This is a genomic window from Acidovorax sp. SUPP950 (assembly GCF_030158935.1).
Taxonomy (GTDB): Bacteria; Pseudomonadota; Gammaproteobacteria; order Burkholderiales; family Burkholderiaceae_C; genus Paracidovorax.
Map to the genome: position 1 here is coordinate 96,377 of NZ_BQXE01000004.1, position 14,470 is coordinate 110,846.

General features: G+C 64.8%; 14 protein-coding genes. 7 read left to right on the forward strand and 7 right to left on the reverse strand.

Translation table 11 applies throughout. The annotated features are described in order from the left end of the window. Positions 1-90: 90 nt before the first annotated feature. On the reverse strand, positions 91-1,851 hold the full coding sequence (locus AVME950_RS17385) for an ABC transporter ATP-binding protein/permease (RefSeq protein ID WP_284430780.1): 1,761 nt from the start codon (positions 1,849-1,851) through the stop codon (positions 91-93). A gap of 239 nt (positions 1,852-2,090) precedes the next feature. Between AVME950_RS17385 and AVME950_RS17390 the strand changes: the two genes are divergently transcribed. Further along, the gene (locus AVME950_RS17390) at positions 2,091-3,194 is read left to right on the forward strand and encodes an enoyl-CoA hydratase/isomerase family protein (protein ID WP_284430781.1); all 1,104 of its coding nucleotides are present in this window, start codon (positions 2,091-2,093) and stop codon (positions 3,192-3,194) included. 9 nt (positions 3,195-3,203) lie between these two features. Here the strand turns inward: AVME950_RS17390 and AVME950_RS17395 are convergent, their stop codons facing one another. The 4 genes from AVME950_RS17395 to smpB form a co-directional block, all read right to left on the reverse strand. Next, positions 3,204-4,028, reverse strand: coding sequence for an anti-sigma factor family protein (locus tag AVME950_RS17395; protein ID WP_284430782.1), 825 nt, complete (start codon positions 4,026-4,028; stop codon positions 3,204-3,206). A 7-nt stretch (positions 4,029-4,035) separates the two neighbouring features. After that, positions 4,036-4,551 (reverse strand): sigma-70 family RNA polymerase sigma factor, encoded by a 516-nt coding sequence (locus AVME950_RS17400; protein WP_284430783.1) that lies wholly within the window; start codon positions 4,549-4,551, stop codon positions 4,036-4,038. Between the two features lie 27 nt (positions 4,552-4,578). Then, complete coding sequence (locus AVME950_RS17405; RefSeq protein ID WP_272568718.1) at positions 4,579-4,962, reverse strand: COG4315 family predicted lipoprotein; 384 nt, start codon at positions 4,960-4,962, stop codon at positions 4,579-4,581. Positions 4,963-5,062: 100 nt separating this feature from the next. Next, positions 5,063-5,536: an SsrA-binding protein SmpB gene (gene smpB / locus AVME950_RS17410; RefSeq protein WP_272568719.1), complete on the reverse strand. Its 474-nt coding sequence runs from the start codon at positions 5,534-5,536 to the stop codon at positions 5,063-5,065. 140 nt (positions 5,537-5,676) lie between these two features. Here smpB and AVME950_RS17415 point away from each other — a divergent pair, with 140 nt between their 5' ends. Together AVME950_RS17415 and AVME950_RS17420 are read left to right on the forward strand one after the other, a co-directional pair. Next, positions 5,677-6,117, forward strand: a complete 441-nt coding sequence (locus AVME950_RS17415; RefSeq protein WP_272568720.1) for a type II toxin-antitoxin system RatA family toxin — start codon at positions 5,677-5,679, stop codon at positions 6,115-6,117. Next, entirely contained in the window at positions 6,110-6,466 is a 357-nt protein-coding gene (locus tag AVME950_RS17420; RefSeq protein WP_502869422.1) for an RnfH family protein, read from the forward strand. Before AVME950_RS17415 ends, AVME950_RS17420 begins: the two co-directional genes overlap by 8 nt. Before the next feature lie 75 nt (positions 6,467-6,541). On the opposite strand, the gene AVME950_RS17425 is transcribed toward AVME950_RS17420, so the two are convergent. Then, positions 6,542-7,057, reverse strand: a complete 516-nt coding sequence (locus tag AVME950_RS17425; protein ID WP_284406423.1) for a DUF4124 domain-containing protein — start codon at positions 7,055-7,057, stop codon at positions 6,542-6,544. A gap of 105 nt (positions 7,058-7,162) precedes the next feature. Here AVME950_RS17425 and guaB point away from each other — a divergent pair, with 105 nt between their 5' ends. Together guaB and guaA are read left to right on the forward strand one after the other, a co-directional pair. Then, positions 7,163-8,638 (forward strand): IMP dehydrogenase, encoded by a 1,476-nt coding sequence (gene guaB / locus AVME950_RS17430; RefSeq protein WP_272552260.1) that lies wholly within the window; start codon positions 7,163-7,165, stop codon positions 8,636-8,638. Positions 8,639-8,713: 75 nt separating this feature from the next. Further along, complete coding sequence (gene guaA / locus AVME950_RS17435) at positions 8,714-10,333, forward strand: glutamine-hydrolyzing GMP synthase (RefSeq protein ID WP_284402196.1); 1,620 nt, start codon at positions 8,714-8,716, stop codon at positions 10,331-10,333. 244 nt (positions 10,334-10,577) lie between these two features. Here guaA and AVME950_RS17440 read toward each other — a convergent pair whose 3' ends face one another. Continuing rightward, positions 10,578-11,060, reverse strand: a complete 483-nt coding sequence (locus AVME950_RS17440; protein ID WP_284430784.1) for an Hcp family type VI secretion system effector — start codon at positions 11,058-11,060, stop codon at positions 10,578-10,580. Between the two features lie 627 nt (positions 11,061-11,687). Here AVME950_RS17440 and AVME950_RS17445 point away from each other — a divergent pair. Together AVME950_RS17445 and AVME950_RS17450 are read left to right on the forward strand one after the other, a co-directional pair. Beyond that, positions 11,688-13,655, forward strand: a complete 1,968-nt coding sequence (locus AVME950_RS17445; RefSeq protein WP_284430785.1) for a serine/threonine protein kinase — start codon at positions 11,688-11,690, stop codon at positions 13,653-13,655. After that, positions 13,655-14,470, forward strand: coding sequence for a PEGA domain-containing protein (locus tag AVME950_RS17450; protein ID WP_284430786.1), 816 nt, complete (start codon positions 13,655-13,657; stop codon positions 14,468-14,470). The genes AVME950_RS17445 and AVME950_RS17450 overlap by 1 nt, the downstream gene beginning before the upstream one ends.

The following is a 14,470-nucleotide window of genomic DNA, read 5'->3' on the forward strand; positions in this document are numbered from 1 at the left end:
GGGGATTCGATCCCCTTCGCTGGCTTCGAGAAAGGCACCGCAAGGTGCCTTTTTCTTTTTCTCGTTGCCCTTCCTGCGGTGCCCCAGGGCTCAGGCAGGCAGGGCGGTCTCCCCGGCTGGGGCGCCGTGCCCGGGCAGGGTGGAGGTGGCGATCGCCTGCGGTGCGTGGCTCGGCGCCAGCACGCATTCGCGCGCATGGAAGTCGGCCAGCGCGTCCCGGTGGCCCACGCTGATGACCGTGGAGGCAGGCAGGCGCTCGGCCAGCAGCGTGTAGAGCATGCGCTCGGCCGCCGGGTCCAGCGCGCTGGTGGCCTCGTCCAGCAGCACCCATTCGGGTTGCTGCAGCAGCACGCGCGCGAAGGCCAGGCGCTGCTGCTCGCCGGGCGACAGGCGCTGGGCCCAGGGCGCCACCTCGCCGAGCAGGCCGCTGAACGGTGCGAGCCCCACCGCCTGCAGTGCCTCGCGCACCTGCGCTTCGGGGTGTTCGCCGGCCGTGTCCGGGTAGGCGAGCGCATCGGCCAGGCTTCCCATCGGCAAGTAGCTGCGCTGCGGCACGAAGAGCATCCGCGCGCGCGGCCGCTCGATGGTGCCGCTGCCGAAGTCCCACAGGCCTGCCAGCGCGCGCAGCAGGGTGCTCTTGCCCGTTCCGGAGGGGCCCCGCAGCAGCCAGCGCTCGCCGGGTGCGATGCGCAGGTCGGGCACGCGAAGCAGCGTGGCGCCGCCGGGCAGGGCCAGTTGCAGGCCGTGCGTCGCCAGCACGGAGCCGTCCCCGGCTCGCCACTGGATTCCTTCGGACGGCGTGGCAGGCACGGTGGCGAGCACGTCGCGCAGCTCGGCCAGCCGGTTCACCGTGGCGCGCCATTCCGCCAGCGTGCCGTAGCTGTTGATGAACCAGGACATCGCTCCGCTCACCGTGTCGAAGGCCCGGCTGATCTGCATCAGCACCCCGAAGCTGTAGGCGCCCGCGAAGTACCGCGGCGCCGCCAGCGCGAGCGGCAGTACCACGGCCACCTGCGCGTACAGCGAGTTCACCAGCGTGAGGCGCTTGGTGTAGCGCATCACCATCCGCCAGTTGTCCTGGATGCGGCCGAACAGGGTGGCGGACTGGGCGGCTTCGGCCCGTGCGCCGTCGTACAGCGCAATGGGTTCCGCGTTTTCGCGCACCCGCACCAGGCCGAAGCGGAAGTGCGCCTCCACCTGCTGCTGGCGGTAGTTCACGGCCACGAGGCGGTGGCCGAAGGCCTGCATGGCGACCGAGCCCACCAGGGCATAGGCCGCAGCGGCCCAGACCATGTAGCCCGGAATGGTGGCGCTGTAGCCCGCCACATGCACCAGCAGCGGCCCGCCCACCGACCAGAGGATGACAACGAATGAACCGAGGGTGACTACCGTGGACAGCAGGTCCAGCGTCAGCGCGAGGGTGGTGGTCGCCAGGCTGCTCAGGTCATCGGCGATGCGCTGGTCCGGGTTGTCGGCCAGCCGGTCGCGTTCGATGCGGTAGAACGCGTTGCCGTGCAGCCACCGCTGCAGGTAGTCGGTCGTGAGCCACCGGCGCCAGCGAAAGCCCAGCATCTGCTTGAAGTACAGCGCATACACGGCCAGGACGATGTAGGCCAGCGCCAGCCCGGTGAACAGCAGCAGCAGGGGGCCGAAACGGGCAGTGTCCCGCGCCTCCAGGGCGTTGAAGAAGTCCGCGCTCCAGGCGTTGATGCGCACGTTGATGTACACGATGCCCAGGTTCATCGCCACGATCAATGCCAGCAGGCCCCGCGCGGGCCAGCGCTCCTGCGAGAACCAGTAGGGGCGGATCAGCGACCAGGCGGACGTCTTGGCAAGCGGGGGATGGGGCATCGAGGGCGCGATCGTTGTGGGGGGATGGCCAGTGTGCCGCGCGCGCCGGGCGGCTGGCTTAGCCGGGCCTTAAACGCGCTCCCGTGCGTCGCTGCGTGCTTTGTTGCGTGCGAGGTGCCGGCACCTGTCCACCGCCTGACATTCGCTGCGGGCCACAGGCCCTAAGATTCCGCCCGGGCCGGCCGCCAGCGTGCGAGCGGGCCTTTCAGACCGTGAACCGATTGAAAAAAGGAACAACGATGACGGAGACGACGACGGCAGCGGCCGCAGAGGTGTTGGCCCAGGTGCGCGGGCAGGTGGGGTTCATCACCCTCAACCGCCCCCGGGCACTGAATGCGCTGTCGCTGGGCATGGTGCGCGCGCTCATGGAGACCCTGCTGGCCTGGCAGGACGACGAGCGCATCCTGGCGGTGGCCATTCGCGGTAGCAACAAGGAAGGCCCGTTCGGCGCCTTCTGTGCGGGCGGCGACATCCGCTTTCTGCACCAGGCGGGCAGCCAGGGCGATCCGAGGCTGGAGGATTTCTTCACCGAGGAATACGCGCTCAACCACCTGATCCACCACTACGGCAAGCCCTACATCGCGTTCATGGACGGCATCGTGATGGGCGGCGGCATGGGCATCAGCCAGGGGGCCAGCCTGCGCATCGTGACCGAGCGCACGAAGATGGCCATGCCCGAGACGGCCATCGGCCTGTTTCCGGACGTGGGGGGCGGCTACTTCCTGTCGCGTTGCCCGGGACACGCCGGCGAATGGCTGGGCCTGACGGGGGACACCATCGGCGCGGGCGATGCGGTGGCGCTGGGCCTGGCCGACGGATGCCTGCCGTCCGATCGGCAGGCGGCGGTCTGGGATGCGCTGGGCACGGAGTCCTTCGCCGACGCAGCGGCAGTGCAGGCATCGATTGCTGCTAAATTTGTAGCACAAGAGGCAATGAGTACTAGGGCATCGGCCGAAATCGATCGATATTTCGCGTTGGACACAGTCCAGGCCATCATGGCGGCCCTGGAGGCCGCCGGCACCGACTGGGCCCGCACCACGGCAGCCACCTTGCGCAAGCGCTCGCCGCTCATGCTGCACGTGGTGCTGGAGCAGATCCGCCGCGCCCGCCGCATGGACCTTGCCGCCGATCTGCGCATGGAGCGCGACATGGTGCGCCACTGCTTTTTCCTGCGCCCCGGCCAGAGCGAAACGGTCGAAGGCATCCGGGCCCTGGCGGTGGACAAGGACCACACCCCACGCTGGAGTCCAGCGCGCATCGAGGACGTGACGCCGGAGATGGTGGCGCCGTTCTTCGAGAGCCCGTGGCCAGCCCATGCCCACCCGCTGGCCGCGCTGCGCTGAGCGCGGCCATCACAACTGCGGATGCACCGCCGTCGCCAGCCCCAGCAGGGCGGCGCGCGGCAGGGCGCCGCTGAGCGCATAGCCGAAGCCGCCATCCGTCCAGTAAAAGCAGGGCACCGGGCCGTCCGCATCGAAGCGGAAAGCCGTGTCGGCGGCGCCGGGCTGGCCCGCCGCCAAGGCGCCGAGGTACAGGGTGACGCGCTCTCCGGCGGCGTTCTGGTACATGAACTGGGCCCGTGCGCCCGTGTCTCCCGGCAGCAGCCGCCCGCCCACCAGCTCGTACCCCTGGGCCGCCAGCACGGGAATCCTGAGCGGCCGCCCGAGCCGCTTGGACAGCCACTGCACCAGATGCTCCTGCTGTGCGGCGGCCACCTCCACGGGGTGCCGCTGCTCCGGCTGGTACACCGCGTGCGCCACGGCGGCCTGTTGCGCGAATCGGCGGGCGACGGCGGGTGCGGCATCGGCCACGCGGCCGGCGGCCTGGCCGCGGTGGTCGGTGGGCCATTGCCCATGCACGGTCCAGCCCAGGCCGAAGGCGAGGAGCAGCGAGGCGGCCATGCCGCCCAGGCGCCACCAGCGGGCCTCGCGCTCGCGCACGGCCTCCAGGCGGCCGGCCGCGCGGCGCAGGCTGTCCGGCACCGGGGCCGCATCCCAGGCGGCGTGCAGGGCCTGCAATTGCGCGCGCTGGGCCTGCCAGGCCGCTGCGGTGGCCTGGGTCTCGGCATCGCGGGCGAGGCGGGCGCGCAGGGCCTCGGCCTGCGCGGCCGAAAGCCGCCCGTCGGTCAGGGCGTGCAATGCGTCCTCGGAAATGGGGGGGGCGTCGTGGGAGGCCATGGGGTCCTCACTTCATGCGGCGCAGCGCGGGCGGGGCGTCACCGGGCGCCGGGCGCGCTGCGGCGGGCGCGTGCATCAGTTCGCGCAGCCGTGCCCGCGCGCGAGACAGGCGCGACATCACCGTGCCGACGGGGATCTGCAGCACGCGGGCCGTCTGCGCGTAGTCCATGTCTTCGAGCGTGACCAGCAGCAGCACCGCGCGCTGGTCGGAGGGCAGGCGCTGCAGGCAGCGATCGAGGTCGATGGCGTCGTCCGATGCGGGCGCCGGGGCCTGCAGGCTGTCCTGCACGGCCTCGATGTCCAGCAGCGGCAGGGCCGAAGCCGAGCGCTGCTGGTTCAGGTACAGGTGGTGCATCAGGGTGAAGAGCCACGCCCGCAGATCGCTGCCCGACCGCCAGAGCAGCCACTTGCGGCACGCGCGCTCCAGGGTGTCCTGCACCAGATCGTCCGCGGCCCAGGCATTGCCGGTCAGGGCCCGCGCATAGCGGCGCAGGCTGGGCAGGTGCTCGACGATCCGGTCCATGGGGGCGGGCGCTGGGCCGGTCCCGGATCAGGGTTTGGCGGTGTGCCAGACCTGGTTGACGCCGTCGCCGGTGCGATCGCCTGGCTTGGCGTCCTTGGCCCAGTAGTACAGCGGCTTGCCCTTGTAGGCCAGCTGGCTGCTGCCGTCGTCGCGGCGCACCACGCTGTAGTCGCCGGTCGGGGTGGCATTGCCGGCCATCAGCGGCGGCCAGTTGGTGGCGCAGGGGCCGTTGCAGACCGATTTGCCGCTGCCCGTCGCATCGCGGTCGAAGGTGTAGAGGGTCATGCCGTTGGGGCCGGTCAGTGCGCCGTCCTTGGCCTGGACGCCAGCCGGCGCCGTCATCATGGAAGAGCAGCCGGCCAGCGCCAGTGCAAAGGCGGCGGTGGCCACGGAGGAAGCGATGCGGATCATGGGTGTCTCCAGTCGATCGGGTGCGGGCGACGCGAAATGCGGCCCTGCACCTGGATGAACACCGAAGGATGCGCTTTTATTCCCTGCGCCGCCGAAAAAATTACCGGTGGCGGCTTTTCATCGCGCGCTCGACCTCGCGCTTGCCTTCGCGGTCCTTGATGGTGTCGCGCTTGTCGTGCTCCGCCTTGCCCTTGGCCAGCGCGAAATCGCACTTCACCAGGCCATCCTTCCAGTGCAGGTTGAGCGGCACCAGCGTGTACCCCTTTTGCTCGACCTTGTTGATCAGGCGATCGATCTCCTGCCGGTGCAGCAGCAGTTTCTTGGTGCGCGCCGCCTCGGGGCTGACGTGGGTCGAGGCGGTCTTGAGGGCGTTGATCTGGCAGCCGATCAGGAACAACTCGCCTTCGCGGATCACGACGTAGCCGTCGGTCAGTTGCACCTTGCCTTCGCGCAGTGCCTTGACCTCCCAGCCATGCAGCACCATGCCGGCTTCGTAGCGTTCCTCGAAGAAGTAGTTGTAGGCTGCCTTTTTGTTGTCGGCGATGCGGGACTGTGTTTCGGGTTTTTTGGCCATGGGTTATAGGTGCGGCGCAAACCGGGAGATGAAAGCCCTCCCTACAATCGTTGTCGTCTCGCTTCCAAGATTTTAGGCCCACGCGCTCCAGGCCCTCCGTAGGGCATCCGGCCCTTTGCCCTGGGCGCCTTGCTTCATCCATGAAAAACGTCAACAAGTCCGTCCTGATCTGGTACAGCCCCGAGGAAATGTTCGCCCTCGTCACCGATGTGGCCAAGTACCCGGAGTTTCTGCCCTGGTGCGACCATGCGGCCGTGCTGGACCAGGACGCGCAAGGCATGACGGCCGAGGTCGGCATCGCGCTGGGCGGGCTGCGCAAGACATTCGTCACGCGCAACACGCAGGAGGCCGGGCGCCGCGTTCAGATGCGCCTGGTCAAGGGGCCATTTTCGCAACTGGACGGCGACTGGGTTTTCCATCCCGTGGGAGACGGCTCGCAGCGCGCCTGCAAGGTCGAGCTGACGCTGAACTACGGTTTCGACAGCGTGGCGCTGGCGGCCTTGGTCGGGCCGGTTTTCGATCGCATTGCCGGCACGATGGTGGATGCGTTCATCCAGCGCGCCGAGCAGGTGTATGGCTGACAGGCCGGACACATCCGCTGCTGGGGCGGCGGTGGAGTGGATGACGGTGACGGTGGTGCACTCCTCGGCACCCCGATCGACCGTGGAACGGGTCTTGCCGTTGCCCAGGGGGGCCACCCTGGCCGATGCATTGAAGGCCTGCGAGTTGGCTGCGGGCGACAGCGCCTGCGGCGTATGGGGCAGGGCGGCGGCGCCCGATCAGGTTTTGCAGGACGGGGACCGGGTGGAGCTGTACCGGCCTTTGGTGGTGGACCCCAAGGTGGCGCGGCGCGAGCGTTTCGCCCGCCAGGGGGCCCGGTCCACCGGCCTGTTCGCGCAGCGCCGGCCGGGTGCGAAGGCCGGCTATTGAGGGCTGGCGGGTACGGGGGTATTTGAGATGCCCTTGCGGGTGGTCATCCAGTGACCGTGCCGGGTTATGCCCGGCTCAGCGCGGCGCGCACTCGGACGCGATCACACTGTCGGCGCGGCGGGCCTCCGCGGCCTTGGCGGATTCGTCCATGAACACGCGCTCTCCCTGTGCATTGGTCTGGCTGAACAACTGGCCGGATGTCATCGCTGCCTTGGATTGCCGTGCCCGCTCGCAGTTTTCGGCCCGCAGCTTGGCCTGGCGCTCCTCGTCGGCCCTCTTCTTGGCGGCCTCTGCCGCGTCGGCCTGGGCCTTGCGCTCTTCCAGTTCCTTGTCTTTCCCGCTGGGGCGTGGCGCACTGGCTGCCGCCATGGCGGCAGACGCCCCATCCGCCGCAGGCGGCACGGCAACCGGGCGGGCCGAGATCGCATTGCCGCCGGGCTGCTTGAGAATGCTCTTCTGCGGAATCTCCGTTGGCGGCGGCCGGTCGCTGAAGACCTTGCGGCCGTCCTTGTCGATCCACTGCCATTGCGCCGCAGCGCCCATGGCCCACGTGCAGGCGAGGGCGGCCAAAAGAAGCTGGGGAGTTTTCATGCGATGCAAGTTTAGCGGCCGAAGTCCCTTGGCGCCATGGTTGCCAAGCCACAACGCGAGCGCATGCACGGCCCGCAGGTACAATCCTTTTTTTGGAGCTTTCTCATGCGCCTTCTTGGAAAAGCGCTCACCTTCGACGATGTGTTGCTGGTGCCAGCGTACTCCCAGGTCCTCCCCAAGGACACGTCCCTCGCGACGCGACTCTCCCGCAATATTTCCCTGAACCTGCCGCTGGTGTCCGCCGCCATGGACACGGTCACCGAAGCGCGCCTGGCCATTGCCATCGCGCAAGAGGGCGGGATGGGGATCGTGCACAAAAACCTCACGCCGCAGGAGCAGGCCGCCCACGTGGCCAAGGTCAAGCGGTACGAGTCCGGTGTCGTTCGCGATCCCGTCGTCATCACGCCCGAGCACACCGTGCTGCAGGTGTCGCAACTGTCGGAGCAACTGGGCATCTCGGGTTTTCCGGTGTGCGACGGTGGCAAGGTCGTCGGCATCGTGACGGGGCGCGACCTGCGCTTTGAAACGCGCTACGACGTCAAGGTGCATGAAATCATGACGCCGCGCGACAAGCTCATCACGGTCAACGAGAAGGAAGGCACTTCTCCCGCCGCGGCCAAGGCCTTGCTCAATAAGCACAAGCTCGAGCGGCTGCTGGTGGTCAATGACGCGTTCGAGCTCAAGGGCCTGATCACCGTCAAGGACATCACCAAGCAAACCAGCTTTCCCAATGCCGCCCGGGATGCCGCTGGCCGCCTGCGCGTCGGCGCGGCTGTCGGCGTGGGCGAGGGCACGGAAGAGCGCGTGGAAGCGCTGGTGAAGGCCGGAGTCGATGCCATCGTGGTGGACACGGCCCACGGCCACAGCAAGGGCGTGATCGACCGGGTGCGCTGGGTCAAGCAGAACTACCCGCAGATCGACGTGATCGGCGGCAACATTGCCACGGGCGCTGCTGCGCTGGCATTGGTGGAAGCCGGCGCCGATGGTGTCAAGGTCGGTATCGGCCCGGGCTCCATCTGTACGACCCGCATCGTGGCGGGTGTGGGCGTGCCGCAGATCATGGCCATCGACAACGTGGCCACGGCGCTCCGGGGCACGGGCGTTCCTCTCATCGCCGATGGCGGCATCCGTTACTCCGGCGATATCGCCAAGGCGTTGGCGGCCGGCGCCAGCGCCGTGATGATGGGCGGCATGTTCGCCGGCACCGAAGAAGCGCCGGGCGAGGTCATCCTGTTCCAGGGCCGCAGTTATAAAAGCTACCGCGGGATGGGCAGCATCGGCGCCATGCAGCAGGGCAGTGCGGACCGTTACTTCCAGGAGTCCAGCACAGGCAACCCCAATGCGGACAAACTGGTGCCGGAAGGCATCGAAGGCCGTGTGCCCTACAAGGGGTCGATGGTCTCCATCGTGTTCCAGATGGCGGGCGGTGTGCGCGCCGCCATGGGTTACTGCGGTTGCGCCACGATCGAAGAAATGAACAACAAGGCCGAGTTCGTCGAGATCACCACCGCAGGCATTCGCGAAAGCCATGTCCACGATGTGCAGATCACGAAGGAAGCGCCCAACTACCGCGCCGACTGATCTTGTCGCCACCACAGGCCCGAACCCTTCTTGCGGTGTTCGGGCCTTTGTTTTTTCCTCCCCCCGTCGCCTGCCATGCAACACCAGAAAATCCTCATCCTCGATTTTGGCTCCCAGGTCACCCAACTCATCGCGCGCCGTGTGCGCGAGGCGCATGTGCTCAGCGAAGTACACCCCTGCGATGTCACGGATGAATGGATCCGCGAATATGCCAAGGACGGTTCGCTCAAAGGGGTGATCCTCTCCGGCAGCCATGCCAGCGTGTACGAGGACACCACCGACAAGGCCCCGCAAGCCGTTTTCGAACTGGGTGTTCCCGTCCTGGGCATCTGCTACGGCATGCAGGCCATGGCCCACCAACTGGGCGGCAAGGTCGAGGGCGGGCACAAGCGCGAGTTCGGTTTCGCGGCGGTGCGTGCACGGGGCCACACGGAGCTGCTGCGCGACATTGCCGACTTCACCACGGAAGAAGGCCACGGCATGCTCAATGTGTGGATGAGCCATGGCGACAAGGTCACGGAACTGCCCCCGGGCTTCAAGCTCATGGCCAGCACCGAGAGCTGCCCCATCGCCGGGATGGCGGATGAAGAGCGCAAGTTTTATGCGGTGCAGTTTCACCCGGAAGTCACGCATACCGTGCAGGGGAAGGCGCTGCTGGAGCGGTTTGTGCTCGGTATCTGCGGCGTGCGTCCCGACTGGATCATGGGGGACTACATCTCCGAAGCGGTCCAGAAAATCCGCGACCAGGTGGGCGACGAAGAAGTCATCCTGGGGCTGTCCGGCGGGGTCGACTCCTCGGTGGCGGCGGCGCTGATTCACCGCGCCATCGGCGATCAGCTGACCTGCGTTTTCGTGGACCACGGCCTGCTGCGTTTGAACGAAGGCGACTTGGTCATGGAGATGTTCCAGGGCAAGCTGCATGCGAATGTCATTCGTGTCGATGCGAGCGATCTGTTCCTGGGCAAGCTGGCAGGCGTGAACGACCCGGAAGCCAAGCGCAAGATCATCGGCGGCGAGTTCGTGACGGTGTTCAAGCAAGAGGCCGCCAAACTGAAGGCGGGAGACAAGGGGCACAAGGGTGCCACCTTCCTCGCGCAAGGCACCATCTATCCCGATGTGATCGAGTCGGGCGGCGCCAAGAGCAAGAAGGCCGTCACCATCAAGAGCCACCACAACGTCGGCGGTTTGCCTGAGCAGCTCGGCTTGAAGCTGCTGGAGCCGCTGCGCGATCTATTCAAGGATGAGGTGCGCGAACTGGGCGTCGCCCTCGGGCTGCCGCCCGAAATGGTGTACCGCCATCCATTCCCCGGGCCGGGCCTGGGCGTGCGCATTCTCGGCGAAGTGAAAAAGGAATACGCCGATTTGCTGCGGCGCGCCGACGACATCTTCATTCAGGAACTGCGCAACTTCATTGATCCAGGCACTGGCAAGAGCTGGTACGAGTTGACGAGCCAGGCCTTCACCGTGTTCCTGCCCGTGAAAAGCGTGGGTGTCATGGGGGATGGGCGCACTTACGACTACGTGGTAGCCCTGCGCGCCGTGCAAACCAGTGACTTCATGACCGCGGATTGGGCAGAGCTGCCTTACGCGTTGCTCAAGAAAGTGTCCGGACGGATCATCAATGAGGTGCGCGGGATCAATCGAGTGACCTACGACGTCTCCAGCAAGCCGCCCGCGACGATTGAGTGGGAATGAACTGGCGTCTCCTCGATGGCAGATGGAGCGGATGTCCCATTGCCGGGGGCATCTGAACCGCTGGCGTTTGGTTCCGATTTGCGGCTTTGACTTTTATTCAGGGAGCAATTTATACCGGTCGGCCGCGGATGGATATAGCCCGCGACAAGGTGGGTCCGACTCCAAATAATGGATCGTCGAAGAAAAAATTAAGCCATAAAAAAAGCCACACGAATGTGGCTTTTTTTGTTGGCCAAGAAGCGTATTAGGCTTCCTTGTTTTCCTTGATGTTGAAGCCCATTTGGCTTTCCGCACCCTTGCCGCCTTGGTTGGTTTGTTCCCAGTACTGGGTCTTGACCTTGGCTGCCTGGAAGGCATAGTTCACCAGGACAGAGTCGCTGCCGTCGGTGCCGCTGACGGTCACGCTGGTCACCATCACGTCGGTCAGGGTGATCTTGCCGAATTCGATTTGCGTGCCGCCGGCCTTGCAAAGAGAGATTTCCACTTGGCCCAAGTGCTTGCCGGTGGAGCAGTGCTTGAGCACGGCCGGATAGCACTTGTCGATGGCGGCCACGATGTTCAGGTCATGGAAGGTGACCTTGCCGGCGCCGGCACCACCGCCGCTGGCCATGGAGTTCGGCTGGGTGGCACCCCAGGTGAACGAGTTGATGTCAGTCCAGCCCTTGTGGTTGGAGTCTTGCGACTCACCGCTGGCGCCTTCGACCTTCATGAACATATCGACTGACATTATTGCTTCTCCTGTAGTTGCGATGTTTGGTACGCAAAGTCAATGAAAAGTCTGCGGGCCCGTGAACAGATGGGACGCGCTGACCTGAAGAAACAGTCACTGTGTAGAAAGGCAGCAAGAGGAAAAATAAATGCCTGTGCGGCGATCTCCCTCTGGACCGCTTTTGCGATGCCGATCCGTGATCTGTTTATCTGCCGGCGATCATAAGAGTGCCGCGTGTCATTTCGGTGATACAAGTTCGGACTAATTGGCGCCCCAAAGAAACAGAGGAAACAATTTGTTTTGCGGTTTGAATTGGCTTCCATAGGTAACGGGTTGCTCGCATGTGAAGGTAGACTCGCCACTTCCAAAAAAGGGCGTGATGGCAAAGGGTCTTGTTTCGGATGCTGCGATCTGAGGGGTCTACAGCGTCCCGGGCCTATCGCTGTTCTATGATGCTGCGGCAGCACGCCAGGGCTCGGTCCGGGTCGTGCATGCAGGAACCCCGTCCACAATCCCACTTGGCCTGTTTGGCGGCAAGTGCTCCTGCTTTTCATCTCTGCCTTGGGGCTCGGTGCGCAGGGCACTCAGAGTTGACTTGATTCGTTCTTCAACTTCCACGACATAGATGCGCAAAAGCGTGAAAACATGCACAAGGAAATAAGTGGTTCGGCGAACTGCCTGGCTCCCGGTGTCCAGGTTGGTGAATACCGACTGAGCGATGTCATTGGAGAGGGCGGCTTTGGCATCGTCTACCGGGCCAGAGACTTGAGTCTTGATCGCATCGTGGCGATCAAGGAGTACATGCCATCGACGTTGGCGGGCCGAAAGGAGTCCAATCAGATCCACGTCCGCTCCCAGCACCGTGGCGCTTTCGACGCAGGTTTGCGCAGTTTCATCAACGAAGCGCGGCTGTTGGCGAAGTTCTCGCATCCTGCGCTGGTGCATGTCTATCGCTTCTTTGAGGCGAACGGTACTGCTTACATGGTCATGCAGTATTACGAAGGCCAGACTTTCCGGACGTTTTTGAACCAGCAGCCGAAGGCCATGGACGAACAATGGCTGTCGACCATCATCGCCCCCATCCTCGATGTGCTGGAGATGTTGCACGCTGCGGACTGCTACCACCGGGACATCGCGCCGGACAACATCTTCCTGCAATCTTCCGGCATGCCGGTGCTGCTGGATTTCGGCGCAGCGCGGCGAATCATCGGGGACATGACCCAGGCCCTGACCATGGTCTTGAAGCCGGGCTTTGCACCCATCGAACAGTACGTCGATGACGGCGCCATGCCCCAAGGCGCCTGGACGGATATCTACCAGTTGGGCGCGTTGCTTTATCTCTCGATCACCGGTCGTCCGCCTGCGACGTCGGTGGCTCGGATGATCAACGATCCGGTGTCCACCCTCGTGCCTGAAAACTGTCCAGGTTTCAGTGCCAGATTCCTCAGTGGCGTGCACCACGCTTTGGCGATCAAACCCCAGGACCGCCCGCAATCCATCGGCGATCTGCGGCACCTCCTGGGTTTGAAGACTGTCACCTTGTCATGGCCCAGTTCCGGTTTGATGGGTCTCAGTGTGGCCGAAGAAAGTGATCCTTCAGTGGATGCGCCCGTCCACGTCCCATCGGCGGTTGCGGCTCCAGCGGCATTTACTGCACCGCAGCTTCCTGCAGAGGCCGTTGCGCCAATCGCTCCTCACCCCGATGCGCGGCATGGCGCCGTGCCCAGCGAGGCTTATGCCCCCGTTGTGTCTGGCTTGGACACCGCACACCAGCAACGCCCATCCACTGACGTTCGGCCCTCCAAGGCTGCCAGTGCGCCGGTGCATGCGCCGCCATCGCCCTCTGCAGAGTCATCTGCGAAAGCGCAGTCCCGGAAAACCAAACCTGCGGCCAACCAACAAGGTGCCGCACATGCCCCGCCAACCAAGCGCCCCATGTGGCTGATCCCTGCATTGGGCTTCGCTGCATTGGTTGTTGCGGCAGGTGGCGCATGGTGGATCACCAGTGGTGATGACGCTGCGAAGACAGCCGCCGTGGCCCAGGATGCCCAGGAATCGGACCAATGGATGCTGGCGGCCCGCATCAATACGCCCGATTCATTGCGGACTTATTTGAGTCTTTTCCCCAATGGTGTGCACCGTGTTGAAGCCGAAGAACGAATTGCTGCGCTGACGTCGGCCATGGCGCCGGCCTCGGTTCCCGTAACGCAGCAGGCCCCGGCTTCGGCTCCTGTGATGGCGGCATCGGCACCCACGGTGGTGGCGGATGTTGCACCCGCGAAGCTGCCTCCCGCATCCGTGCCGACGCCGGCGGCTTCGGTTCCTGCAGCGCCGAGTGCTCTGCCCACGTCTGAGGAGGCCGTGCGTGTACCTGCGCAGGTAACCCGCACGGCAGATGCCGAAAACAAAGGCAAGATTATTTTGCGCGTCATGCCATGGGGGAACGTATCGGTCGACAGGGTGCCGGCAGGAACGACTCCGCCATTGACCCAGTTGACCTTGTCCGAGGGGCTTCACCGAATCGATATCTCCAACCCGGTTGCGCCCACCGTGACACAGATGGTGTTGGTGAAAAAGGGCGAGTCGGTCGTTTTAACGCACAAGTTCGAATGATGCATTTCAGGCCATTCATTGCGCTTGGACGCGTTGCTTGTCTGGTGGCGCTGAGTCACGCGCCGTTGCTTCACGCCGCTGCAGATTGCGACGAAAAACCCGCACCCGGCAGGTCTGAGACGGCCCCGGTCAACACCGGCCGGCAATATCTGGGTCAAGGCATTGCGTTGTTTGACGCCAAAGATTTTCAGACCGCCGAGCGCGCGTTTCAATCGGCCTTGTTCGCCGGCCTGCCGGATGGACAGGAGCGCGCATCAGCGCATAAGTATTTGGCATTCATCTATTGCACGAACGGAGAGGGAAAGCGCTGCGAATCGGAATTCGACGCGGCGTTCGCTGTACGCCCCTCGTTCAAGATCGATGGTTATGAACTCAACAACACGCCCTGGCGCAGCGCTTATTTCCGTTCGCAGGCACGATGGGCCACCCGCTGCGGTAAACCGGTGCTGGATGCCTCTGTAGACCCTGCGACAACCCCGGGTACTGCCCGTGCCGCGGAGGCGGTCACTGCAGCTGCGGTTCCCGCATCCCGGATGACTGCCGCTCAGACATCGAATTCCGTGCCGGTCAGCGCGCTGTTCAAGACTGCAGAGAAAGACGCTGCATTCAATGTCCGCATTCGGCTGTCGCCCTGGGGGCACGTGCAAGTCGATGGCAAGGCGATGGGGGTGAGTCCTCCATTGACGCAGTTGAAGTTGCCGGCTGGCTCCCATTCGCTGGAGTTGTCTAATCCAGGCTTTGAAACCGTTAAGAAAGTGATCACTGTCATTGATGGTGAGACGTTCACCATCGAACATGATTTTGATGCGAGGTAG